Origin of the sequence: Nonomuraea dietziae, assembly GCF_014195505.1 — a bacterium.
Classification (GTDB): Bacteria; Actinomycetota; Actinomycetes; order Streptosporangiales; family Streptosporangiaceae; genus Nonomuraea; species Nonomuraea roseola.
In genome coordinates, this window is sequence record NZ_JACIBV010000001.1 from 1,774,286 (window position 1) to 1,794,668 (window position 20,383).

Sequence of the window (20,383 nt, forward strand, 5' to 3'; positions counted from 1 at the left end):
CGGCCATGGCCGCTCTCTCGCCCTACCGTGGGAGGGTGAGCGCCAACCACAACCTGCCGGCAGGCGCGGCCGGGACCACCGAGACGGCGGACGCGGCCGCCCTGGTCATCAGCGAGTGCGCCCGCTTCGGCGCGTGCGTGCAGATCCTGGCCCGCCGGCTCGGCGACGCCGACGCCGACCGCGACGAGCTTCAGCAGGCCGTCATGTACGTGCACGCCGTGCTGGCCGATCTGATGGCCGTCGTCAGGCCGCTGCACCATCAGGACCTGCGGCGGATCCTGCACGACCGCGCCGTCGGCCGTACCCGCTGCGCGGGCGGCTGCCGTCCCCACCCGCCGGGTGAACGCGCCGACTCCGATGCCGACTCCGGGACCGCGCTGTGCGCGGGCTGCGGCGGCGCGGCCTGCGCGCGATGCACCTACCCGGTCCCTCTGGACGGCCCCGCCCTGTGCTGGCGATGCTCCGATCCCGGCGGCGAAGGCCAGGACGGCGCGAGCCTCCCGCCCGGCAGGGAGCACCGCCATGGCGGCGACCTGCCCTGGGTGGCCACCGCCTAGATGGTTGATGCGATTCATCACCGTCCTGAACAAGATCCGAATCCTCTGGACCAGACCACCGTCAATGCTGGCTGGGGCGAGTTCTAGCCGGCCTTCGGCGGCGTTGAAGGACCCGCCGTGGACGGTGGCGTCTTCCTCGACGTTTGGTCGGTCACTTCCGCACGCTTGGCCCATGGCGCCTGGTAGGCCCACTGCCAGGCCAGCTCGAGGGGCCCGCGCTCGAACCGGCGCAGCCACAGCGAAGTCAACATGACGAACAGCAGGCAGATCCCGGCCCACGCCACGGGCACCCACCAGGGGCGCAGCCAGTCGAGCTCGGCGGCCAGGCCCAAGCCCCAGCCATAGCAGAGCGCGCCGGCGACCAGGTTCTGGAAGACGTAACAGGACAGTGCCATGCGCCCGACGTTCGCGATGGCCGTGCGGACCACGCCCGGCGAGCCACGCATGCCGAGGACGATCGAGCTGATCAGCCCCAGCAGGCCCAGCGCGACCAATGGCGCCAGGATGTAGCGGTCGACGGCGAACCAGGCGAGCCCGGCGAAGGAGGTGAGCAGGTTCAGCGGCGCGGCGACCCCGAGTCCGACGAGGATCAGCTTCCTGCGCAGGCCCGCGCCGCGTTCGTCGAAGACGCCGGCGCGCAGCAGCCGTGAGCCGAGCAGGAACAGCACCACGCCCAAGGGGACGATGAAGACCAGTTCCAAACGGTAGAGGAGGAACTGCTGGAGGCGAGAGGCGACCTGGTCGGTCCAGCCGTCCTGGGTGTAGAGGGTGGTGGCGGTGCTGGTGAAGGCTCTGCCGCCCGAGGCCAGCAAGCCCAGTGTCAGCAGGCCTACCAGGGAGACGAGCACCGTGCCCGCGGCGATCATCCAGATCCGCGCGATGCGATCGCTCCTGCCGATCAGGTACGCGACGATCATGGAGGTGATCGCGTAGCCCATCAGCACGTCGAACTCGAAGATCAGGATGTAGTGCAGCGCGCCCTCGGCGAACAGCAGGGTCGCGCGCCAGAGGTATCTGCCCGGCCAGGTCATCCCCTTGCGCACCGCGCTGCGGTACTGCAGTTCGAGGCCGATGCCGAACAGCAGGGTCAGCAGGCCGAGGAACTTCCCGTTGGACAGGAACCGCAGGAATGTCTCCACCACACCGATGTCGCCGCCGAGCCCCATCAGCTCCGCCGGGCCGCCGGGATTGGTGAAGATCCAGATGTTCGTCCCCAGCGTGCCCATGATCGCCACACCGCGTAACACGTCCAGTGCGTCTATTCGTCTTGTCACACGTCAAGCCTCGCCGCGCGAAACCCTGCCAGCCTCGTCCCACCAGCGGAAACGGCCGTACATCCATCGATGTACGGCCTTCCGCCTTTTGCCACGCACCGATGGTCCGAAGTATGCGGCGGGCAGGCACACCTCGTCCGACTCGCCCTCGAAACTGCCGACCGGGCCCAGGTCGTCGCAAGCGTCGTCGAGCACTGGGGCGGCATCGACATCCTCCTCGCCAACGCTGTGCTCTGGAGCGTGCGATGCAACTCCCGGCGAGGGCCCCGCCGGTCGTGGCGCCTCCCGCTCCTTCACCGTGGTGAAACGGTGACGGCGTGTGACAGGATCGCCGGGTGCGTATGACGCTGCGGATCCTGGTCGCGCTCGTCCTGGCGCTCGCGCCGGCCGGTCCCTCGACGGCGGCCGAAGAGCCGTTGGACGGCTTCGCCATCGAGCACGTCCCGCGCGGCGCGGGGCCGAGCGTGTCGGAGTTCGCCTACGAGCCCGACGAGGGAATCAGGTGCGCCTCGCGGGTCTGGGAGCGGGCGACAGGCGACGGCGGTCACAGCGTCGACCTGACCGTCGTGGTCCTGCGCGGCGCGAGCCTGACCTCGCTCGGCCGGCTGCGCTCGTTCATGGCGCGCCACCACGAGCGGGCACCCGGCTCCTGGAGCGAGGTCGTGGTCGGGGCGCGTCCGGGGCTGCGCGCGGATGGCCACGTGTTCTGGCTGATGGAGCCGGGCGTGGCCGTCTCTGTCACGATCGACACCGGTAGGTTCGGCCCTGGCGAGCTGACGGCCGTCGCCGAAGGCGTCAGGCCCGCCTGACGGCCGCCCTCCCTCACGGCTTGAGCGCCTCCAGCAGGCGCTCGGCCTCCGCCGCGAGGACGGGCAGGTCCGCCTCGGGGTCGGGCGAGCGGGCCAGCAGCATCCCGCCCTCGCAGAGCGCTCCGAAGACCAGCTGGGCCCTGGCGGGCAGGTTCCCTTCGGCCAGCAGCCCGTCGGCGGCGGCCATGCGCATGCCGTCGAGCAGGACCCTGAGCGTGTGACCGTACTCGATCTCCCGCACGGCCTCCCACCCCAGCACCGAGGGCCCGTCCAGGATGACGATCTGCCGGAAGCCCGGATCGAGACAGCGCTCGAGGAAGGTACGGCAGCCGCGCCGCAGCGCCGCCCACGAGTCGCCCTCGCCCATGGCAAGCCGCCCCAGCATGGCGGCGGTCTCCTCCTGCTCGCGGACGAACGCCGCCCTGAACAGCGCGGGCTTGCCCTCGAAGTGGTGGTAGGCCGCGCCCTTGGTCACCCCGGCCGCCGCGGCGATCGCGTCGATCGACGTCGCGGCGTAACCGTTCCTGCCGAACAGCTCCTGCGCGGCGCTGACCAGCTGTGACGTCGTCGCGTCCGAACGCTCGGCCTGGGTGCGGCGGCCCATCGTGCACTCCCCCATTGACTTACGTACTCGCGGTACGTAACTTCGACAGAAGTTACATACCCTCAGTATGAAACATGGAGGTGAGTTGTGTCCTCACCGCACATCGCCGTCTACGGCGCCACCGGTCACACGGGGCGCCTGGTCGCCGCCGAGCTGCACGCCCGAGGCAGGGAGGTCATCCTGGCCGGTCGCGACGGCGCGGCGCTCAAGGCGCTGTCCGACGAGCTCGGCGGCGCCCGCGTCCACCAGGCGGCTCTGGACGACCCCGCCGCGTTACGGGCGCTCGCGGCGCAGGCTTCCGTCCTGATCCACTGCGCGGGTCCCTTCACCGAGACCGGCAAGCCTGTCGCGCAGGCCGCGGTCGAGGCCGGCTGCCACTACGTCGACCACGGCCTGGAGCAGCACCACACCCGCTGGATGTTCGAGGCCATGCGGGAGCCCGCCCAGCGCGCGGGCATCACCATGGTCACCGCGATGAGCTTCTACGGCGGGCTGGGCGACCTGCTCGCCGGCGCCGTGGCCGAGGGCCTGACCGGCATCGAGCGGGTGACGGTCGCCTACGCGGTGACCGGATGGCGGCTGACCACGGGGGCGAAGAAGACCGCCGAGCTCCTGTTCGCCGACACCCAGCGGATCACCTACACCGACGGCGCCTTCCACATCGGCTACGTCGAGCCGCGCAACGCGGTCTTCCCCTTCCCTCCGCCGCTCGGCCCGCGCACGATGATCGCGCCGCTCCCCTCGTCCGACGTGGTGACCATCCCCAGGCACGTCGAGGCTCTGCGGGTGGAGGCGCAGCTGACCGCCGACACCTTCTCCGAGGAGCAGGTCTTCACCAGCGAGCACATCGACGCCGAGACCAGGGCGGGCTCCGACTTCACCGTGGCCGTCCAGGTGATCACCGCGGACGGCGGCAGGGCGGGGCAGGTGCGCGGGCACGACCTGTGGCGTGCCAGCGCCGTCGCCTCGGTGGAGGCGGCCCTGCGCCTGGCCGACGGACAGGGTCCCGGGTCGAGCGGCGTCCACGGCCCCGCCGAGGCCTTCCCCGCCGAGCCGTACCTGCGCGATCTCGAACGGCTCGGCCTGTTCACTCTCAGCATCCAGGGAAAGGCGGAACGATGATCCTCGTCACGGGCGCGGCAGGAGGGCCGCAGGGCTCGACAGGACGGCAGGTCGTCGACCTCCTGCTCGAGCGGGGCGAGGCCGTGCGGGCGTTCGTCCACTCCGACGACCACAGGGCCGAGGAGCTGCGCAAGCTCGGGGCCGAGGTGGTCGTCGGCGATCTGCGCGAGATCTCCTCCGTACGGCCTGCCGTACGCGGGGTGCGGCGGGCCTTCTTCACCTATCCGGTGACGGCCGGACTCCTGGACGCCACGGGCGTCTTCGCGGCGGCGGCCAGGGAGGAGGGCGTGGAGCGGGTCGTCGAGGTGTCCCAGCTGGACGCCGGCCCCGAGGCCGGCACGCCGCGGATGCGCCGCCACTGGGTGTCGGAGCAGGTCTTCGACTGGGCGGGCGTGGGCGCGGTGCACCTGCGGGCAGCGGTCTTCTTCGAGAACCTGGCCGTCGTGGCCGCCGCGGGAGAGGGCGGGGAGCTGGCCCTTCCGCTGGGCTCGAGGGACACGCTGCTGCCGCTCGTCGCGGCCGCCGACGTGGCCAGGGCGGGGGCGCGTCTGCTGCTCGAGCCAGGACCTGTCGACCCGATCTGCCTGCTCACCGGGCAGATGGCGACCATCGGCCAGGTGGCGGACGCCATGGGCCTGCGCTACGTCGATCTGCCTCCCGAGCAGTGGGAGGAGCGCGCGATGGCCGTCTACGGCGACCCTTACGCCGTCGAGCACCTGTCGCACCTGTGGGCGATCTTCAGGTTCATCGGCTCGGCCGACCACCCGCTCTACCGGGTCACCATCGAGCGGCCGGTGACCTTGGAGGAGTTCGTCCGCTCCGCCACCTGAGGCTCCACGATCTGCCGCGCGGCCTCGCGCAGCGCGCCGGTCATCGCCTCGACCAGCGGCGAGGGGTGCCTGCGCGAGGCGGCCACCCCGACGTACCTGGCCGGGCGGGGCGGCCTGACCGGCACGAGGGTGAGGTCCGCGGCGCCGGGATCGAGCCCGAGCTCGGGCACCAGGGTGACGCCCAGCCCCGCCGCCACCAGGGCCTGGGCGAAGAAGTAGTCGGTCGTGCTGCCCGAGACCCGCAGCTCGAACCCCGCCATGGCCGCGTAGCGGCGCAGGAAGCCCTCGGTCCTGGTGCATCCGATCACCCATGACTCGGCGGCGAGCTCGGCCAGGTCGAGCTCGGCTCGCCCGGCGAGCGGGTGACGGGGCGGGAGGACCACCGACATGGGATCGTCCATGAGCGGCGTCCACCGCAGGCCGGACGAGTCGGGCAGCGGCCCGTCGAAGTGGTAGGCGACCGCCAGATCGGCCCTTCCCTCCCGCACCAGCGACAGGCTGATCTCGGGCTCCCCCTCGACGACGTTGACCTCGACCTCGGGATGGGCGGCGACGAAGCCTTCCAGCGCGGACGGCAGCAGGCGGCGCCCGCCGCTGGTGAAGGTGGCGACGGTCAGCCTGCTGCGTCCTGTCGTGAGCCTGCTGATCTGCTCGCGGGCTCTGTGGAGCTCGGCGAAGATCGCCTCGGCCGACTCGACCAGCAGCCGCCCTGACTCGGTGAGCACCACGCCGCGGGTGCTGCGCTCGACCACCGGCGCGCCGACCGCTCGCTCCAGGGCGGTGATCTGCTGGGAGACCGCCGACGGCGTGAACAGCAGCACCGCGGCGGCCTTGCTGAAGCTGCCCTGCCTGGCCACCTCCCGCAGCACCCGCAGTCGCGCCACGTCGATCATCAGTTCTCCTTAATACGGGTTAAGCAAGCTGCCACTTCTGCTTAAGACCATAGCCGGGCAGGCTCGGTGCCCATGAGAACCGTCTGCGTCATCGGGGGCAGCCGATACTTCGGCCGCCATCTGATCGAGTCCTTGTCCGCCGTCGCGAAGGTCACCCTGGTCAACAGGGGATCCATGCCGGCGCCTCCCGGGGTCGAGCACGTGGTCGCCGACAGGGACTCCGCCTCCGCCATGACGGCCGCCCTGGGAGACCGCGGGTTCGACGTGGTGATCGACCAGGTCTGCTACACCCCCGACCAGGCGCGCACGGCGCTCGAGGTCTTCGCGGACCGTACCCCTCGCTACGTGATGACCTCGACGATCGAGGTGTACGCCGACCTGGAGCACAGCGGGCCCGTGGCGGAGACGGCCGTGGACCCGCTGACCGTGCCGGTACGGCACGGCCTGCGGGAGTACGCCTACGGCGACGGCAAGCGGCAGGCCGAGGCGGTCCTCGCCCGGGAGTCCGCCTTCGACTTCGTCAGCGTGCGCAGCACCCACGTGCTCGGCGGCCATGACTTCACCGGACGCCTCGCGCACTACAAGGAGCGCATCGCGGACGGCAGGCCGGTCGCCGTCCACGCCGACCCGAAGCCGACCTGCTTCGTCAACGACAGAGAGATCGCCGCCGTGCTCGAGTGGGCGGCGGGCGCGGACTTCACCGGCGTCGTCAACGCCTGCTCCCACGGCGAGCTGGACGTCCTCGCCCTGTGCGAGGTCATCGCCGCGAAGGTGGGCAGGCGGCCGGTGTACGAGCGGGGCGAGTCGCCGTACTCCTTCGAGCGCTACTACGCGATGGACAACAGCCGGGCCACGAGCCTCGGCTTCACCTTCTCTCACGTGAGCGACTGGCTGGAGGAGGCCGTGGCATGCGCCTGATCGGTCAGCACGAGGTCGGCGCGATCGGCATGGGCGCCATGCCGCTGTCCATCGAGGGACGCCCCGACCGCAGCAGAGCCCTGGCCACCGTCCGCGCCGCGCTCGACGCGGGGATCACCCTGATCGACACCGCCGACTCCTACCACTGGCACGCCGACGAGGTCGGCCACAACGAGCGGCTTCTCGCGGGCTTCTCGAGGGAGGCGATGATCGCCACCAAGGGCGGCAGGGGCCGTCCCGGCGACGGCTCGTGGACGGTGAACGGCACGCCCGGCCACCTCGTCCGCGCCTGCGAGGCCTCACTGGGGCGGCTCGGCGTCGAGGCCATCGACCTGTACCAGCTGCACAAGCCCGATCCTGAGGTCCCGTGGGCCGACTCGGTCGGCGCCCTGCGCACGCTGCTCGATCAGGGGAAGATCCGCATGGCGGGCATCTCGAACGTGACGGCCGAGCAGATCCTGACGGCCCGCGAGATCCTCGGCGAGGGGCTCGTCTCGGTGCAGAACCGCTTCTCGCCCGCCGTACGGGACAGCGAGCCCGAGCTGCGCCTGTGCGCGGACCTCGGCCTGGCGTTCCTGCCGTGGAGCCCGCTCGGCGGCATCTCCCGCAGTTCGCTGGACGGGCCTTCGGCCGACGAGGGCTCGCGCACGCCCTTCCACGAGATCGCCCGCGAGCGCGGGGTGAGCCCGCAGCGCGTCTGCCTGGCCTGGCTGCTCACCCTGTCGCCCACGCTCATCCCGATCCCCGGCGCCAGCCGCCCGGCGACCATCCGCGACTCGGCCTCCGCCACGACCCTCAGCCTGACCGAGACCGAACTGTTCCGCCTCACGTAGAGCCTGGAGATCATAAGGTGGCACTCCTCCACATCCGCCGCCAGGAGTCCCCATGGATCTCGCCAGGCACCCCCTGTTGCATCTCGAGGAGCGTCTGGTCGGAGTCGCCTTCGATCACGACTTCGCCCTCACCCACGTCGTCAAGTACCAATGCGAGCTGCAGCACCCCTGCGGCGTCGCCGTCTATCTCGACCGGCAGCGCACCCCGTTGAACGTCATCGCTGTCATGGTGCATCCGCAGACCGATCTGGCGCCGCTCCTCGCCGTCCCCGGGCTGCTGGTGTCCTCCGGCATACGGCACGGCTCGAACATGCGCCGCTTTCCGAAGAGGTCGCACACCGGCGCCAAGCCCATCACCTACGGCTACTCCGTGGAGTGCGCGGATCTCGGCGCCTTCGGCCGTCTGCTCGACCGGCTGGTCCGCATCGGAGCACCTGGCCGGTAGCGGCTCAGCGGGCAGGGGGTGTGAATTCGGGCTGGTCGAGCAGGCGTAGCCAGCTGCCGTCGGGCTGGCGGCGGACGACCTGGGCGCGGGCGCCCGCGCCGTCCCTCGGCGGGGTCGAGGTGAGGGCGAGGTCGCCGCTGATCAACGTCGGCAGCGGCTCCTCCGGCTCGAAGCGGGGACGGTTGGCAAGCACCTTCGCCCACAGCTCGCGGATCGCCTCGCGGCCCACCGTCTGGCTGCCCGGCGGATAGGCCAGCACCGCGTCCTGCTCGTACAGCTCGGCGACTCCCGCCGCGTCACCCGCGTTGGACCGTTCGACGAACAGCCTGGTGATGTCCTCGGGCCTCATGGCCTTCTCGTATTCCGTCATGTCTCCAGCCTCACCCCTCCACTGGCCAGAAGTCCAACAGATAGAACTACTGGGAACTAGAATCTCTGCTTATGGAACTGCGGCAGCTGGAGTACTTCGTCGCCGTCGCCGAGGAGCGGAACTTCACCAGGGCGGCCGAGCGGGTGCACATCAGTCAGTCGGGCGTCAGCGCCCAGATCCGTCAGCTCGAACGCGAGCTCGGCGCCGAGCTCTTCGACCGGTCGGCGCGCACCGCCACCCTCACGGTCGCGGGCAAGGCCGCGCTCCAGCACGCCCGCGCCGCGCTCGCCGCCGCGGGCGCGCTCGGCCAGGCGGTGGACGAGGTGAGCGACCTGATCAGGGGCAGGCTCACGGTCGGCATGGTCATCGGCTGCACCATCACGCCCCTGTTCGACGCCCTGGCGGCCTTTCACCGGGCGCATCCGGGGGTGGAGCTCTCGCTGCTGGAGGACAACTCCGACCGGCTCGTCGAGGGGGTCCGCGCGGGCGCCCTCGACCTGGCTCTGATCGGCGCCGCGACCGCCACGCCCGACGGCCTGGAGGCGCTGACGATCATCAGCGAACGCCTCGTGGCCGTGGTCCCCTCCGGGCACCCTCTGGCGGAACGGCAGGCGATCAGCCTGCGCGACCTCGGCGCGTACCCGATCGTGTGCATGCCGCCCGGCACCGGCCTGCGCACGGTGTTCGACCGCGCGTGCGCCGCGCAGGACCTCCACCCCGCGATCGCACTGCAGGCCAGCGCCGCGGACGCCATCGCCGACCTCGCCGTCCGGGGGCTCGGCGTCGCCGTCCTCAGCGAGTCGATGGCCGCGCACCACCGCGACCGGCTCACCGCCCTGCCCCTGGCCGACGTCGAGACGCCCGCTCTGCTCGCCCTGGTGTGGAAGAGCGCCCACGGCCCCGCGGTGCGTGAGTTCCTCCGGTACGGCAGGCGCGCCTTCGCAGGTCCAAGCCCTGCCGATCGGGCCGACCGCGAGGCCTCGTCATGAGCTCCGTGACCGGTCTGCTCGGTGACGAGGAGCTCGAACGCTCGTCGGTCGTGGCCAACTGCCTGATGAACCGCGAGCGCCGCCTGCCCGGCTACAACCGCGAGCTGGGTCTGGACATCGCCGCCCATCTCCGCGCCCGAACCGCCGAAGGGGCCAGGGTGCGGTGGCTGGACCTGTGCTGCGGAACGGCAGGCGCGCTCTTCGAGGCCGCCCACACGCTCCCCCCGCAGGTCGAGATGGTCGGCGTGGACCTGGTCGACTTCTTCGTGGGCCCGCAGGACCCGCCCAGGTTGCGGCTGATCACGGCCTCGGTCGCCTCCTGGGAGCCTGACGGCGTCTTCGACCTGATCACGAGCGTCCACGGGCTGCACTACGTGGGCGACAAGCTCGGCGTGATCGCGCAGGCCGCGCGCCGGCTCACCGACGACGGCCTGTTCGTCGCCAACTTCGACACCCGCGGCGTACGAGTCGAGGACGGCGCTCCGGCGGGAGCTCGCCTGACCCGCGACCTGCGGGCCGCCGGCCTGACGTACGAGCCGCGCACCAGGCGGATCAGCTGTCAGGGCCGACGAGAGATCACACTCCCCTACTCCTACCTCGGCTCCGACGACCAGGCGGGCCCCAACTACACCGGCCAGCCCGCCGTCGACTCCCACTATGCCCGCCGGCCGTCGTCCTGAGTCTGTCGGTGATGATCTCTATTGTCCTCGACCATGACGAGCGCGACACAGGTGCACGAGCATGGTTCACCCGCCCCTTCCTGGGCGGGATCAGGAGGCGGTGCCGCTGCTGCTGCGGATGGCGGCCCGTGGCGGCCTGCCCACCGGAGCGCTGGGCCGCCAGCTGGGGCTGCTGATTCGCCGCACCTGGTTCGAGACCCGTCCGGTGCTGGCCTCGCTCGCCGAGGCGGCTCAGCAGGGGGCGCAGGCGCAGGTCTGGGAGATCCTCATGGGCCTGCTGCCGGTCCTGCTGCCAGGTGAGGGCGAGCGGCCGACCGTCACGCATGCGGAGGCGGTCGCGCTGGCCGCCGACGTGGCCCTCTGGAGCGGAGCGCGGGGAGAGATCGCGGCCGTGTCCGCCCATGCGACAAGCGGCAGGAACAGCCGTTTCGCCCGCGAGTGCGCCCGCCTGCGCGACCGGCTCGCCGGGCACGACGCCTCCGCCGGGTGAACCCGCCCGCGCCCTGGGTTCTCACATCGACCAGTCGGCCATCGCTCTGCACGTCCTGTTCATGGTTCTCCTAGTGGACCTCGAGCTCGGCGAGCTGCATGTGGTACGGGGCGTCGCGGTGACCGGTGCCGACGACCCTGACGTGCCGCGCGGTGACGGGCGTGAAGGAGAAGGCCTGCGCGCTCGCGCCGGGCCTCGGGTACCCGGTCCTGGTGGCGACCGTCGTCCAGGAGGAGCCGTCGGCCGAGACCTGAACCGTGAAGTCCGCGGGGAAGCCGGAGCCGGTGTTCTCGCCGTCCGACCTGGCGTGGAGGTCGACCCTGGAGACCAGGCTCGGGCCGCCGAGGTCGACGACCGCCCATTCGGTACGGCCGGCCGTACCGGGCAGGCTGCTCCAGCCCATCGAGTACCAGAGCGCCGAGCGCGCGCCGTCGGTGAGGTTGGTCCGCAGCCAGCCCTCGTCGGTGTACTCCACCGAGCTGGACGCGGTGACCGGGCGGCCCGCCGCGAGGTTGCCGCCGACGGCCTCGATCTCGGCCAGCTGCATGTGGTGGTTGCCGTGCTGGTCGGGCCTGAGGTTCGTCCCCGTCACCCTGATGTGGCGGACCGAGGCGGTGGGGAAGGGGAAGGTCTGCGCGCCCGCGCCGGGCCGGGGGAAGCCGGTCCTGGTGGCGACCGTCGTCCAGGAGGAGCCGTCGGCCGAGACCTGGACCGTGAAGTCCACGGGGAAGCCGAGGCCGGTGTTGGGGCCGTCGGAACGGGGATGGAGGTCCACCCTGCTCAGAGGCCTGGCGCCGCCGAGGTCGACCTGGATCCACTCGGTGTGGTTGCCGCCCATGTTCGCGGTGGAGCTGCTCCATCCGATGCCGGCGCGGGCGCCGTCCACGACGGCGGGGGTGGTCCAGCCGTCGCCCTCGTAGGAGCTGGAGACGGTCACCGTACGGCCCTCGGCCGGGTTGGTCTCAGGGTTGACCCGCACGTTGTCGAAGCGGGCGCTCGCGCCGCCGGTCACCAGGGCGAGGCCGCCCACGGGGTAGGCGCTGTCGGTGACGGTGAGGATCTTCTTCGCTCCCGCGTGGACGGTGAGGGTCGCGCCGCGCGCCGCCACCCGCAGCCTGGTCCACTGGCCCGAGACGTAGCCCGGCACGGCGGCCGAGCCGAGCGTGACGCCGCTGCGGTAGACGAAGACCTGGCCGTTGTCGCGCAGCGCGACCAGGTAGCCGGTGTCCATGTCGGTGGCGTTGAGGTTGCGCACCATGAGCCCCGCCCAGTTGGTCCTGCCTCCGCTGGCGTTCACCCCGGTGATCCGCAGGTCGACGCCCGCCACCACGTCGCGGTAGGCCCTGCCCTCCAGCGCGGCCGTGATCCCCCAGGTGGCGGAGGAGTCGGACTGGACGTACTCGCCGCCGCTGACCGACCAGGCGCCGGCGCTGTGCCGCCAGCTCTTCTCGCCGGCGGCGAAGTCGTCGGCGTAGGGGAAGCTCAGGTCGGGTCCCTGCGAGACGAGCGCGTCGAGGATCTGCCTGTGCCGGTTGTCGACCTCGAGGCCGGACTGCTCGTAGGAGGTCGAGTCGGTGATCAGGGTGTCGGCGATGGCCCGCGCGGTGACCGGCTTGGTCCTGGCCAGCAGGTTCAGCAGCTCCACGTCCTCCAGGCCGTCGAGCTGGGTCTCGCTCCTGACGCTGTCGTAGACGTCGTAGGCCGCCTTGTTCGGCCTGACCAGCCAGTTGTCGCCGGTCTGCCAGTCGTCGAAGGTGTCCGACGACCGGTTGAGGTCGCTGAAGTCCCACCAGAAGTTCCAGCCCCAGTGCAGGTAGCCGGTCCCGCCGATCTTCCAGGTGAGCCAGGGGGTGAGCCTGGTCGAGGCCAGGTGGTAGGAGATGAAGCGGTTCATCCGCCTGTCCTGCGGGACGATGCAGTTGTAGAGCCACAGGTCCGCCCCGCTCAGGCGGCGGCGCTGGTAGTAGCCGACGTTCCCGTCGTAGAGGCCCGTGTACGGCGTCGCGGTCGTGAGGTCGCCCTCCATCGCGGGCAGCACGGCCAGGTGCGCCTCGTTGGTCAGCGGGTTCGGGAAGTACTCGCGGTACGTGGCGTAGACCCACTTGGCGGCGTTGACCTGGTTGGCGGTGGACGGCTCGTCCAGCGCGCTCATGTAGAACAGGTCGGTCCACCCCTTGGCGTCCAGGTGGGCCTTGAGCGCGGGGAAGAGCTGGGCGAGGTAGGCGTTGGTCTCGGCGGTGTCGGGGTCGGCCAGGACCCGCTGCACGACGCCGTTCACCTTCTTGATCATGTCGAGCTTGACGACGTCGTTCGGCAGGCCCTCGAGCAGGTGCGGGGTGTAGATGTACTGCATCGCCCCCGCGTCGACGAAGGTCTGGACGAACCTGTCGAAGGTGGCCCAGCCGAAGGTGTAGTCGCCCGCCGCGTCCACGGTCGTGTCGGGGATGAGCAGGGCCTGGAAGTCGGCGAAGATCACGTTGTTGCGGTGCTTCGCGTGGTTGGCCGCGATGTTCTCGATGACCCGCCACCAGTTGGCGTCGAACATCTGCACGCCGTACTGGGCGGGGATGGCCCTGACCGTGCCGTTGTAGTCCCAGCCCGCCGAGGTGAACCAGTTGTTCATCTTGAAGGTGGACCGGTCGGCGGGCGGGATCGTGACGCCGTAGACCGTGACCGCGACGTTCACCACGACGTCGCCCGCGCCGCTCCTGACCGTGGCGGTGCCGGTGTACGTGCCGGGAGCCTGCGAGGCGGGGACCCTGACGCTGTAGTGGTAGGGCAGGGTGAGGTTCGCGGCGAGAGTCTGCGGCGTGTTCTCCACCAGCGCGTCGTAGTAGGCGGTGCCGCCGTCGGGCGGGCTCTGGTGCGCGCCCACCTTGGAGATGCGCGGGTGGTTGTACTCACGCCTGACGGTGACGGCCGACGCGGGGATCACCGCGCCCGAGGGGCCGCTCAGCGCGCCTGCCGTGACCTGGACACCGGTCAGCGGCGTGTCCGACCTGACCAGGATCTGCGCGGCCTCGCTCTCGCCACGGGCCGCCCAGAGCGCGACCGAGGAGGAGTCGCCCGACGGTCGGACGGTCGAGGAGAAGGCCCGTTCGGCCGCGCTCTGCACCCAGACGGACAGCGCGGCCGCATGAGCGGGAACGGCCAGGAGCGTGGAGATGACGAGAAGGGATACCGCTGCTGACAGGGCCGGTCTGATTGCCATCCAAGGCTCCTCACGAGATCCCCCGAGGACGCAAATAAAACGTTTCAAACCGCTGGATCGGACGGTAGACCTGCGCAGAGCTGCGGTCAATAATCCGTCTTCGGACCGTTATACGCACCGCTGACCCCGTTGACAGCGCCCCGTCCGCTCCTTAGCGTTCGCGACAACGGTCCTTAAAACGTTCTCCACGAAGGGGTCGAGACCGGATGAAGCTCGTCATCGCCGACGCGGGGCCGGTCAGCCCGCTGCCGATCCTGCGGCCCCCCGCCGTGCCGATCACCGACTTCGGCCACCGCCCTCGCTGCTCCCCTATGGCGCCCGCGACTCCTACCGGCGCGACCCCGTCGAGCGCGAGGTGCCCGCGATCACGCTGGAGAACGAGCACCTGAGGGCGGTGTTCCTGCCGGGGCTCGGCGGCCGCCTGTGGTCGCTGGTCGAGCTGTCCACCGGCAGGGAGCTGCTGCACCGCAACCCGGTGATCCAACCGGCCAACCTCGCCCTGCGCGACGCGTGGTTCGCCGGCGGCGTGGAGTGGAATCTGGGCACGACCGGCCACTGGGCCCTGACCTGCGATCCCCTTCACGCGGCCTGGGTGGACGCGCCGTACCCCGTGCTGCGGCTGTACGAGTACGAGCGGATGCGCGGGCTGGTGGTCCAGATCGACGCCGCCCTGCCTCCTGGCTCTCGCGCGCTGGTGGTGTCGGTCGCCGTGCGCAACCCGCGACCGGAGAGCGTGCCCGTCTACTGGTGGTCCACCATCGCCGTCCCGCAGACCCCCGGCACCCGCGTCCTCGCGCCCGCCACCCTGGCCGACCACTTCGGCTACGCCCACCGCCTGACCACCGTGCCCTATCCGGGCGATCCCGACGTCAGCCGCCCCGGCACCTGGCGGGCGGCCGCCGACTACTTCTTCCACGTCACGTCGGAGACTCCCTGGATCGCCGCCGTCGACGCCGAGGGCCACGGCCTGCTCCACACCTCCACTCCCCGGCTGCGGGGCAGGAAGCTGTTCGGCTGGGGCACCTCCCCCGGCGGCGACCACTGGCAGCGCTGGCTGTCCGGTCCCCGCTCCCCCTATCTGGAGATCCAGGCCGGCCTGGCCAGGACCCAGCTGCAGCACCTCGCCCTGCCTGGCCACACCACCTGGACCTGGACGGAGACCTACAGGCCCCTGGCCCTCCCCGAGCCCGACGCCCCGTACGACCGGGCCCGCGCGGCCGTCGACGTGCTGGTCCAGGCCTCGGGACAGCCGGAGACCGGCCCGTGGACCGAGCTTCCCGTCACGGACGTCATCCACCGAGGATCCGGGTGGGGCGCGCTGGAGCGAAGGGCAGGAGGGCTGCCCGCGTCGGCGGCCACACCCTTCCCCGACGACACGCTCGGCGCGGAGCAGGCCCCGTGGCTGACCCTCCTGGAGGATGGCCGGCTACCGGGCGAGGCGGAGTGCGTCGTCGGAGCGCGCTGGCTGGCCCTGCTTCGTGCGGCGGCGGACCCGCACGGCCGCTACCACCTCGGGCTCAACCTGTGGTCCACCGGCGACAGGGCCGCGGCCCTGGACGCCTGGGGCAAGGCGCTGGCCGAACGGCGCGACCCCCTCGTGCTGCGCGCCGTCGCAGAGGCCCACAGGATCGACGGCGACGATGCCACGGCGGCGGCGCTGCTCCTCGAGGCGCACGCGCTGGCGCCGGCCGTGCGCCCGCTCACCGTCGAGACCCTCGCCGCCCTGCTCGCCGCCGGCCGTCCCGCCGACGCTCTGACGCTCATCGACCGCCTGCCTCCTGGCGATCGCGCCCATGGCCGCATCCGGCTGCTGGAGGCCAGGGCCGCCCTGGCCGCCGGCGAGCGCGACAGGACCGGCCGCATCCTGCGGGACGGCCTGGTCGTCCCCGACCTGCGGGAGGGCGAGGACGCCCTGGACGAGCTGTGGTTCGCCTATCACGGCGAGGAGCGCGACCTGCCCGCGGACTACGACTTCCGCATGAGCTGACGGCCTCGGCACCTGGGTCAGTCGCGGGAGATGGCCAGCCGGCGGCTGTCCCGGGGAGCGCCGCGAGAGATCACGACTGCTGCCCGGCGTTCCGGTCGGCCTGGTTCCGCTGCCACTGCTCCATGACCTGCCCGAGGGACGCGTTCACGAGGAGCAGGAACTCGGCTGCGACGCCGAAGCGGGCGCCGGCCGGGGTCGCGGCACCGAGGATCTCCACCGCGTGCTGCGACGCGGTGATCAGGGTGTCGTTCATCCGCAGAGCCGCAAGGGTGGACCGGACCCAGAGCTCGTCGTCGACGACATAGCGTTCGCGGCGCCCGCCGGGGGTTCGTTCCCGTGCGAGTAGTCCCTGCTGTTCGAGGAAGGCGACGGTCTGCGAGATCGACGCGGGGCTGACGCGAAGTCGCTGGACCAGGTCAGCGGCGGTGAGGGTCCCGGAGTCTGTGGCGTACAGGCAGGCCAGCACCCTGGCCGCCATCCGGGGCATCCCCTGCTGCTCGAGGAGCGTGGCGAAGGATTCCGTGAGGTCGTGGACCGCCTGGGGGTCACGCCCATGGCTGCTGTCGCCGACCGGCGGCGCCGGAGGCTTGGCCTGCCTGCGTCGGCGCGCACGCTGATTGGTGGCCTCCTGCGCCCGCTGCGCCCCGTAGCCGTCGGGTCCGCCGTTGCGGGTGACCTCCCGCATGATGGTCGAGGCGGGCCGCCCGAGACGTCGGCCGATCTCGGTGTATCCGAGCCCTTCGGCCAGCCCCGCAGCGATGTGCTGACGGTCCTCATCGGTGAGTCTGTCTCCGGGCATCGGTGCTCGTCTCCCATCTGCCGGCAGGCGCGGAGCTCGGCGCCGCACCTTCGCCGCACAGTATGCATTCACTCGAAGCTCATTGCAATGCAACTCTTGATCGCCCCTTGCATTCAGTGTCACATTCATTGCAATAAATGTTCATTATCGCGGCTTAACAGGGTTCTACCTCTGCGCTTTATGTTGACCGATTTATGAATGCAATGTACTGTCGCAGACGTTCAGCAATGAATGAACGCCCAGGTAAGGAAATTCATGATGGAACACGGCAACAGCGGATTTTCCAAGGCCGGACTGGACAGACTGCGCGAGGTGCTGGCACGGCATGTCGAGTCCGGGAAGATCCCCGGGCTGGTCGCCCTGGTCACCCGGGGCGAGGAGACGCATGTCGAAGCGCTCGGGACGATGCGCCATGACGGTGGCGCGCCGATGCGCCGCGACACCATCTTCCGGATGGCCTCCACGACCAAGCCTGTCGCGGTCGCGGCGACAATGGTCCTGCTGGATGAGTGCCGGCTGCGGCTGGACGACCCGGTGGATCCGTGGCTGCCCGAGTTGGCCGACCGGCGGGTGCTGAAGCGTCCCGACGGCCCGCTGGACGACACCGTGCCGGCACGGCGGCCGATCACCGTGCGGGACCTGCTCACCTCCACGTGCGGGCTCGGACTGGACATGACGGCGCGGACCGCCCCGATGATGAGCGCCTTCTTCGAGCAGGGGGTCTACGGCCAGGAGGACGGATGGCTGCTGCCCGAACCGGGGCCGGACGAGTGGATGCGCCGCCTGGGCACGCTCCCGCTGATGTACCAGCCCGGAGAGCGGTGGCTGTACAACGTCAGCGACGACGTGCTCGGCGTGCTGGTGGCCAGGGTCACCGGCCAGTCGTTCGAGGAGTTCCTGCGCGAACGCATCTTCGGCCCGCTGGGCATGAAGGACACCGCCTTCCACGTGCCCGCCGACAAGCTCGACCGGCTGCCGCCCCTGTACGCCCCCGACTGGCAGACCGGAGAGTTCCTCGTGGAGGACGAGGTCGAAGGGGGACACCACAGCAGGCCTCCGGCGTTCCAGTCAGGCGGCGGCGGACTCGACTCCACCGTCGACGACTATCACGCCTACTTCCGGATGCTGCTCAACCACGGCATGCACGGCAGCGAACGGATCCTGTCCCGGCCCGCCGTCGAGCTGATGACCACCAACCGCCTCACGCCCGAGCAGACAGCCGCCCTCCAGGCCTGGGCCCGCAGCGTCGTCCATCTGTCACACGGCCAGGGGCAACACGGCGGCTGGGGCTTCGGAATGACGGTGCGTACCCATCGCGGCGACTACGCGCCCATCGGTCAGTTCGGCTGGGACGGCGGAGCCGGCACCACCACCTACGCCGACCCGGACAACCAGCTCGTCGGCATCCTGCTCACCCAGACCGGGATGTCCACCCCGGATTCGGCGCATGCCATCCACGATTTCTGGACCACCCTCTACCAGGCCATCGACGACTGACCTCGCGGTCGTGTGAGGAGCGGGCGACGAACGTGGTGCGCGGCGCACGGCCGATAGCCCGTGGTGGCCGACGCTCCTCCCCATCGCCTGCATGAACAAGCCCGTCACGTCTTATACATGGCCGCCTGCGGGGCGCAGGGCAGACTCTTCTCAACTTCTTTTCGGATTTCTTGCCCGCGATGTCGATCCGGCGGTTCCGCCGTTCGACCCATGGGTGAGAGGGTCCGAACGGGACCCGCGACACCGCAGGAGAAGACCGTGAAGTACATGCTGATCATGCGCGCGAGCGACGAGGCCTACGCCGCGTTCCAGGACGTCGACTTCAACGAGATCATCGAGTCCATGGGCCGGTACAACAGCGAGATGATCTCGGCCGGCGTGCTGGTCGCCGCCGAGGGTCTCGATGACGCGTCACAGGGTGTCGTCGTGGACTACTCCTCCGAGCCTCCCGTCGTCACCGACGGACCTTACGGTGAGACCAAGGAGCTGTTCGGCGGCTTCTGGATCCTCGACGTCGCCTCGAAGGAGGAGGCCGTCGAGTGGGCCAAGCGGGCGCCGATGAGCGGTCCGGGGATGAAGGCCGAGATCCGCCGCGTCACCAGTATCGACGAGTTCCCGCAGGACAACGAGTGGATCCAGAAGGAGCGGGCATGGCGGGTGGCGACCGGCCAGCTGTGAGCGACCCGTACGGCGGTCGCCAGGCAGTCGTGGCGGTGTGGCGGATCGAGTCCGCGCGCATCGTCAGCACACTCGCCCGCTTCACCGGCGACTTCGCTCTGGCCGAGGACCTGGCCCAGGAGTCACTGGCCGAGGCGCTCGTCGCCTGGCCGCGTGACGGCGTCCCGCGCAATCCCGCGGGATGGCTGCTCACCGTGGGCAGGCGTCGCGCGATCGACTCCTTCCGCCGCCGCTCGGCCCTCGACGAGAGATACGCCGCCCTCGCCCGGCACCTGGGAGAGGGCGGCGCCGCCTCCGGCCATCCGGTGGGCGCCGCACCGGACACCGACCTGCTGTGGGATCCGGACCATGTCGACGACGACCTGCTGGCGCTGATGTTCATCGCCTGCCACCCGGTGCTGTCGCGCGAGGCCCAGATCGCGCTCACGCTCCGCGTCCTCGGCGGCCTCACGAGCGACGAGATCGCCAGGGCCTTCCTCGTGCCGACCGCCACGGTGCAGGCGCGCATCACGCGGGCCAAGAAGACGCTCGCGGCCGCGCGGGTGCCGTTCGAGGTGCCGCCGACCCACGAGTGTCGCAAGCGGCTCGGCCCGGTGCTCAGTGTGCTGTACCTGATCTTCACGGAGGGCTCGACCGCCTCGTCCGGACCGGAGTGGATCCGCCCCGACCTGGCTCGCGAGGCGGTACGGCTGACCCGGATCCTGGCGCGGCTGGTCCCTGACGAGTCGGAGGTGCACGGCCTGCTCGCGCTCCTCGAGCTCACCGCCGCCCGCTTCCCCGCGCGCCTGGACGACGACGGGGAGCCGGTCCTGCTGGAGGATCAGGACCGCCGGCGCTGGGACCGGGCGGCGATCCGGCGCGGGCGGGCGGCCCTGGTTCAGGCAGGGCGGGTCGGCCGTGGTCTCGGCGTCTACGGCGTGCAGGCCGCGATCGCCGAGTGTCATGCCGTCGCGCCGTCCGTCGAGGAGACGGACTGGGAAAGGATCGTGCTGCTCTACGAGGCGCTCGGCAGGCTGGCTCCCTCGCCTGTCGTCGAGCTCAACCGGGCGGTCGCGCTCTCCATGGCCCAAGGCCCCGCGGCCGCGCTTCCCCTCGTCGACGACCTGGTGGCGGCGGGCGGCCTGTCCGGCTCCCATCTGCTGCCGAGCGTGCGCGGGGAGTTGCTACGCCGCCTCGGGAAGGTCGACGACGCGCGGCGTGAGATCGAGCTCGCCGTACGGCTCTGCGCCAACGAGCGCGAGCGCGGCCTGCTCCGGCGTAAGCTCGCCGCCCTGGCCTGAGCGCCGGCCAGACACCCGCGCGACGCCCGCCGCGCACGGCCGGACCCGCGCGGACCCGTGAAAGTTTCACCGCTCGTTGTCGGCGGGCGTGGGGCGTGTTTCAATTCCACCGCGAGT

General features: G+C 71.0%; 20 protein-coding genes. 14 read left to right on the forward strand and 6 right to left on the reverse strand.

The genetic code is table 11. From position 1 onward, the window contains the following. Positions 1-35: 35 nt before the first annotated feature. Entirely contained in the window at positions 36-557 is a 522-nt protein-coding gene (locus tag FHR33_RS08665; RefSeq protein WP_183645446.1) for a hypothetical protein, read from the forward strand. Between the two features lie 83 nt (positions 558-640). Here FHR33_RS08665 and FHR33_RS08670 read toward each other — a convergent pair whose 3' ends face one another. Next, positions 641-1,831 carry a DUF418 domain-containing protein gene (locus tag FHR33_RS08670; protein ID WP_312895426.1) on the reverse strand — a complete coding sequence of 397 codons (1,191 nt, stop codon included), beginning with the start codon at positions 1,829-1,831 and terminating at the stop codon, positions 641-643. 335 nt (positions 1,832-2,166) lie between these two features. On the opposite strand from FHR33_RS08670, the gene FHR33_RS08675 reads away from it, so the two are divergent. Next, positions 2,167-2,640: a hypothetical protein gene (locus FHR33_RS08675; RefSeq protein WP_183645447.1), complete on the forward strand. Its 474-nt coding sequence runs from the start codon at positions 2,167-2,169 to the stop codon at positions 2,638-2,640. A 13-nt stretch (positions 2,641-2,653) separates the two neighbouring features. Here the strand turns inward: FHR33_RS08675 and FHR33_RS08680 are convergent, their stop codons facing one another. Continuing rightward, positions 2,654-3,244, reverse strand: a complete 591-nt coding sequence (locus tag FHR33_RS08680; protein WP_183645448.1) for a TetR/AcrR family transcriptional regulator — start codon at positions 3,242-3,244, stop codon at positions 2,654-2,656. An 87-nt stretch (positions 3,245-3,331) separates the two neighbouring features. Between FHR33_RS08680 and FHR33_RS08685 the strand changes: the two genes are divergently transcribed. Together FHR33_RS08685 and FHR33_RS08690 are read left to right on the forward strand one after the other, a co-directional pair. Then, the gene (locus tag FHR33_RS08685) at positions 3,332-4,366 is read left to right on the forward strand and encodes a saccharopine dehydrogenase NADP-binding domain-containing protein (RefSeq protein ID WP_221241018.1); all 1,035 of its coding nucleotides are present in this window, start codon (positions 3,332-3,334) and stop codon (positions 4,364-4,366) included. After that, entirely contained in the window at positions 4,363-5,196 is an 834-nt protein-coding gene (locus FHR33_RS08690) for an NAD(P)H-binding protein (protein WP_183645449.1), read from the forward strand. Before FHR33_RS08685 ends, FHR33_RS08690 begins: the two co-directional genes overlap by 4 nt. Here the strand turns inward: FHR33_RS08690 and FHR33_RS08695 are convergent. After that, positions 5,136-6,089 (reverse strand): LysR family transcriptional regulator, encoded by a 954-nt coding sequence (locus FHR33_RS08695; protein ID WP_183645450.1) that lies wholly within the window; start codon positions 6,087-6,089, stop codon positions 5,136-5,138. The two genes, FHR33_RS08690 and FHR33_RS08695, sit on opposite strands and share 61 nt — an antisense overlap. 72 nt (positions 6,090-6,161) lie before the next feature. On the opposite strand from FHR33_RS08695, the gene FHR33_RS08700 reads away from it, so the two are divergent. Genes FHR33_RS08700 through FHR33_RS08710 form a run of 3 tightly spaced genes read left to right on the forward strand, consistent with a single transcriptional unit; the run spans position 6,162 to position 8,285 of the window. Beyond that, a complete protein-coding gene (locus FHR33_RS08700; RefSeq protein WP_183645451.1) occupies positions 6,162-7,007 on the forward strand; it encodes an NAD-dependent epimerase/dehydratase family protein in 846 nt (281 codons plus the stop codon). Further along, the gene (locus tag FHR33_RS08705) at positions 6,998-7,840 is read left to right on the forward strand and encodes an aldo/keto reductase (RefSeq protein WP_183645452.1); all 843 of its coding nucleotides are present in this window, start codon (positions 6,998-7,000) and stop codon (positions 7,838-7,840) included. Before FHR33_RS08700 ends, FHR33_RS08705 begins: the two co-directional genes overlap by 10 nt. Before the next feature lie 52 nt (positions 7,841-7,892). Next, positions 7,893-8,285, forward strand: a complete 393-nt coding sequence (locus tag FHR33_RS08710) for a hypothetical protein (RefSeq protein ID WP_183645453.1) — start codon at positions 7,893-7,895, stop codon at positions 8,283-8,285. Between the two features lie 4 nt (positions 8,286-8,289). Here FHR33_RS08710 and FHR33_RS08715 read toward each other — a convergent pair whose 3' ends face one another. Continuing rightward, a complete protein-coding gene (locus FHR33_RS08715; RefSeq protein ID WP_183645454.1) occupies positions 8,290-8,655 on the reverse strand; it encodes a YybH family protein in 366 nt (121 codons plus the stop codon). A gap of 71 nt (positions 8,656-8,726) precedes the next feature. Between FHR33_RS08715 and FHR33_RS08720 the strand changes: the two genes are divergently transcribed. From FHR33_RS08720 to FHR33_RS08730, 3 genes are all read left to right on the forward strand, one after another. Beyond that, positions 8,727-9,644 (forward strand): LysR family transcriptional regulator, encoded by a 918-nt coding sequence (locus FHR33_RS08720; protein WP_183645455.1) that lies wholly within the window; start codon positions 8,727-8,729, stop codon positions 9,642-9,644. Beyond that, entirely contained in the window at positions 9,641-10,324 is a 684-nt protein-coding gene (locus tag FHR33_RS08725; protein WP_183645456.1) for a class I SAM-dependent methyltransferase, read from the forward strand. The genes FHR33_RS08720 and FHR33_RS08725 overlap by 4 nt, the downstream gene beginning before the upstream one ends. A 61-nt stretch (positions 10,325-10,385) precedes the next feature. After that, complete coding sequence (locus tag FHR33_RS08730; RefSeq protein ID WP_183645457.1) at positions 10,386-10,814, forward strand: hypothetical protein; 429 nt, start codon at positions 10,386-10,388, stop codon at positions 10,812-10,814. A 70-nt stretch (positions 10,815-10,884) separates the two neighbouring features. Here the strand turns inward: FHR33_RS08730 and FHR33_RS08735 are convergent, their stop codons facing one another. Next, on the reverse strand, positions 10,885-14,025 hold the full coding sequence (locus FHR33_RS08735; RefSeq protein WP_183645458.1) for a discoidin domain-containing protein: 3,141 nt from the start codon (positions 14,023-14,025) through the stop codon (positions 10,885-10,887). A 301-nt stretch (positions 14,026-14,326) separates the two neighbouring features. Between FHR33_RS08735 and FHR33_RS08740 the strand changes: the two genes are divergently transcribed. Further along, complete coding sequence (locus tag FHR33_RS08740) at positions 14,327-16,012, forward strand: DUF5107 domain-containing protein (protein ID WP_221241661.1); 1,686 nt, start codon at positions 14,327-14,329, stop codon at positions 16,010-16,012. Between the two features lie 70 nt (positions 16,013-16,082). On the opposite strand, the gene FHR33_RS08745 is transcribed toward FHR33_RS08740, so the two are convergent. Next, on the reverse strand, positions 16,083-16,811 hold the full coding sequence (locus FHR33_RS08745) for a GbsR/MarR family transcriptional regulator (protein ID WP_183645459.1): 729 nt from the start codon (positions 16,809-16,811) through the stop codon (positions 16,083-16,085). A 255-nt stretch (positions 16,812-17,066) separates the two neighbouring features. Here FHR33_RS08745 and FHR33_RS08750 point away from each other — a divergent pair, with 255 nt between their 5' ends. The 3 genes from FHR33_RS08750 (at position 17,067) to FHR33_RS08760 (ending at position 20,266) form a co-directional block, all read left to right on the forward strand. After that, positions 17,067-18,308, forward strand: a complete 1,242-nt coding sequence (locus FHR33_RS08750; RefSeq protein ID WP_246451714.1) for a serine hydrolase domain-containing protein — start codon at positions 17,067-17,069, stop codon at positions 18,306-18,308. Positions 18,309-18,566: 258 nt separating this feature from the next. Then, positions 18,567-18,986, forward strand: coding sequence for a YciI family protein (locus FHR33_RS08755; protein ID WP_183645460.1), 420 nt, complete (start codon positions 18,567-18,569; stop codon positions 18,984-18,986). Next, the gene (locus FHR33_RS08760) at positions 18,983-20,266 is read left to right on the forward strand and encodes an RNA polymerase sigma factor (RefSeq protein ID WP_312896001.1); all 1,284 of its coding nucleotides are present in this window, start codon (positions 18,983-18,985) and stop codon (positions 20,264-20,266) included. The genes FHR33_RS08755 and FHR33_RS08760 overlap by 4 nt, the downstream gene beginning before the upstream one ends. Positions 20,267-20,383: the final 117 nt, after the last annotated feature.

Excerpts from the sequence above, each read along its gene's own strand:
- FHR33_RS08750 (WP_246451714.1), top strand. The coding sequence starts at position 17,067 with ATGATGGAACACGGCAACAGCGGATTTTCCAAGGCCGGACTGGACAGA.
- FHR33_RS08700 (WP_183645451.1), top strand. The coding sequence starts at position 6,162 with ATGAGAACCGTCTGCGTCATCGGGGGCAGCCGATACTTCGGCCGCCAT.
- FHR33_RS08730 (WP_183645457.1), top strand. The coding sequence starts at position 10,386 with ATGGTTCACCCGCCCCTTCCTGGGCGGGATCAGGAGGCGGTGCCGCTG.
- FHR33_RS08695 (WP_183645450.1), bottom strand. The coding sequence starts at position 6,089 with ATGATCGACGTGGCGCGACTGCGGGTGCTGCGGGAGGTGGCCAGGCAG.
- FHR33_RS08710 (WP_183645453.1), top strand. The coding sequence starts at position 7,893 with ATGGATCTCGCCAGGCACCCCCTGTTGCATCTCGAGGAGCGTCTGGTC.
- FHR33_RS08735 (WP_183645458.1), bottom strand. The coding sequence starts at position 14,025 with ATGGCAATCAGACCGGCCCTGTCAGCAGCGGTATCCCTTCTCGTCATC.
- FHR33_RS08705 (WP_183645452.1), top strand. The coding sequence starts at position 6,998 with ATGCGCCTGATCGGTCAGCACGAGGTCGGCGCGATCGGCATGGGCGCC.
- FHR33_RS08715 (WP_183645454.1), bottom strand. The coding sequence starts at position 8,655 with ATGACGGAATACGAGAAGGCCATGAGGCCCGAGGACATCACCAGGCTG.
- FHR33_RS08680 (WP_183645448.1), bottom strand. The coding sequence starts at position 3,244 with ATGGGCCGCCGCACCCAGGCCGAGCGTTCGGACGCGACGACGTCACAG.
- FHR33_RS08745 (WP_183645459.1), bottom strand. The coding sequence starts at position 16,811 with ATGCCCGGAGACAGACTCACCGATGAGGACCGTCAGCACATCGCTGCG.
- FHR33_RS08720 (WP_183645455.1), top strand. The coding sequence starts at position 8,727 with ATGGAACTGCGGCAGCTGGAGTACTTCGTCGCCGTCGCCGAGGAGCGG.
- FHR33_RS08725 (WP_183645456.1), top strand. The coding sequence starts at position 9,641 with ATGAGCTCCGTGACCGGTCTGCTCGGTGACGAGGAGCTCGAACGCTCG.
- FHR33_RS08690 (WP_183645449.1), top strand. The coding sequence starts at position 4,363 with ATGATCCTCGTCACGGGCGCGGCAGGAGGGCCGCAGGGCTCGACAGGA.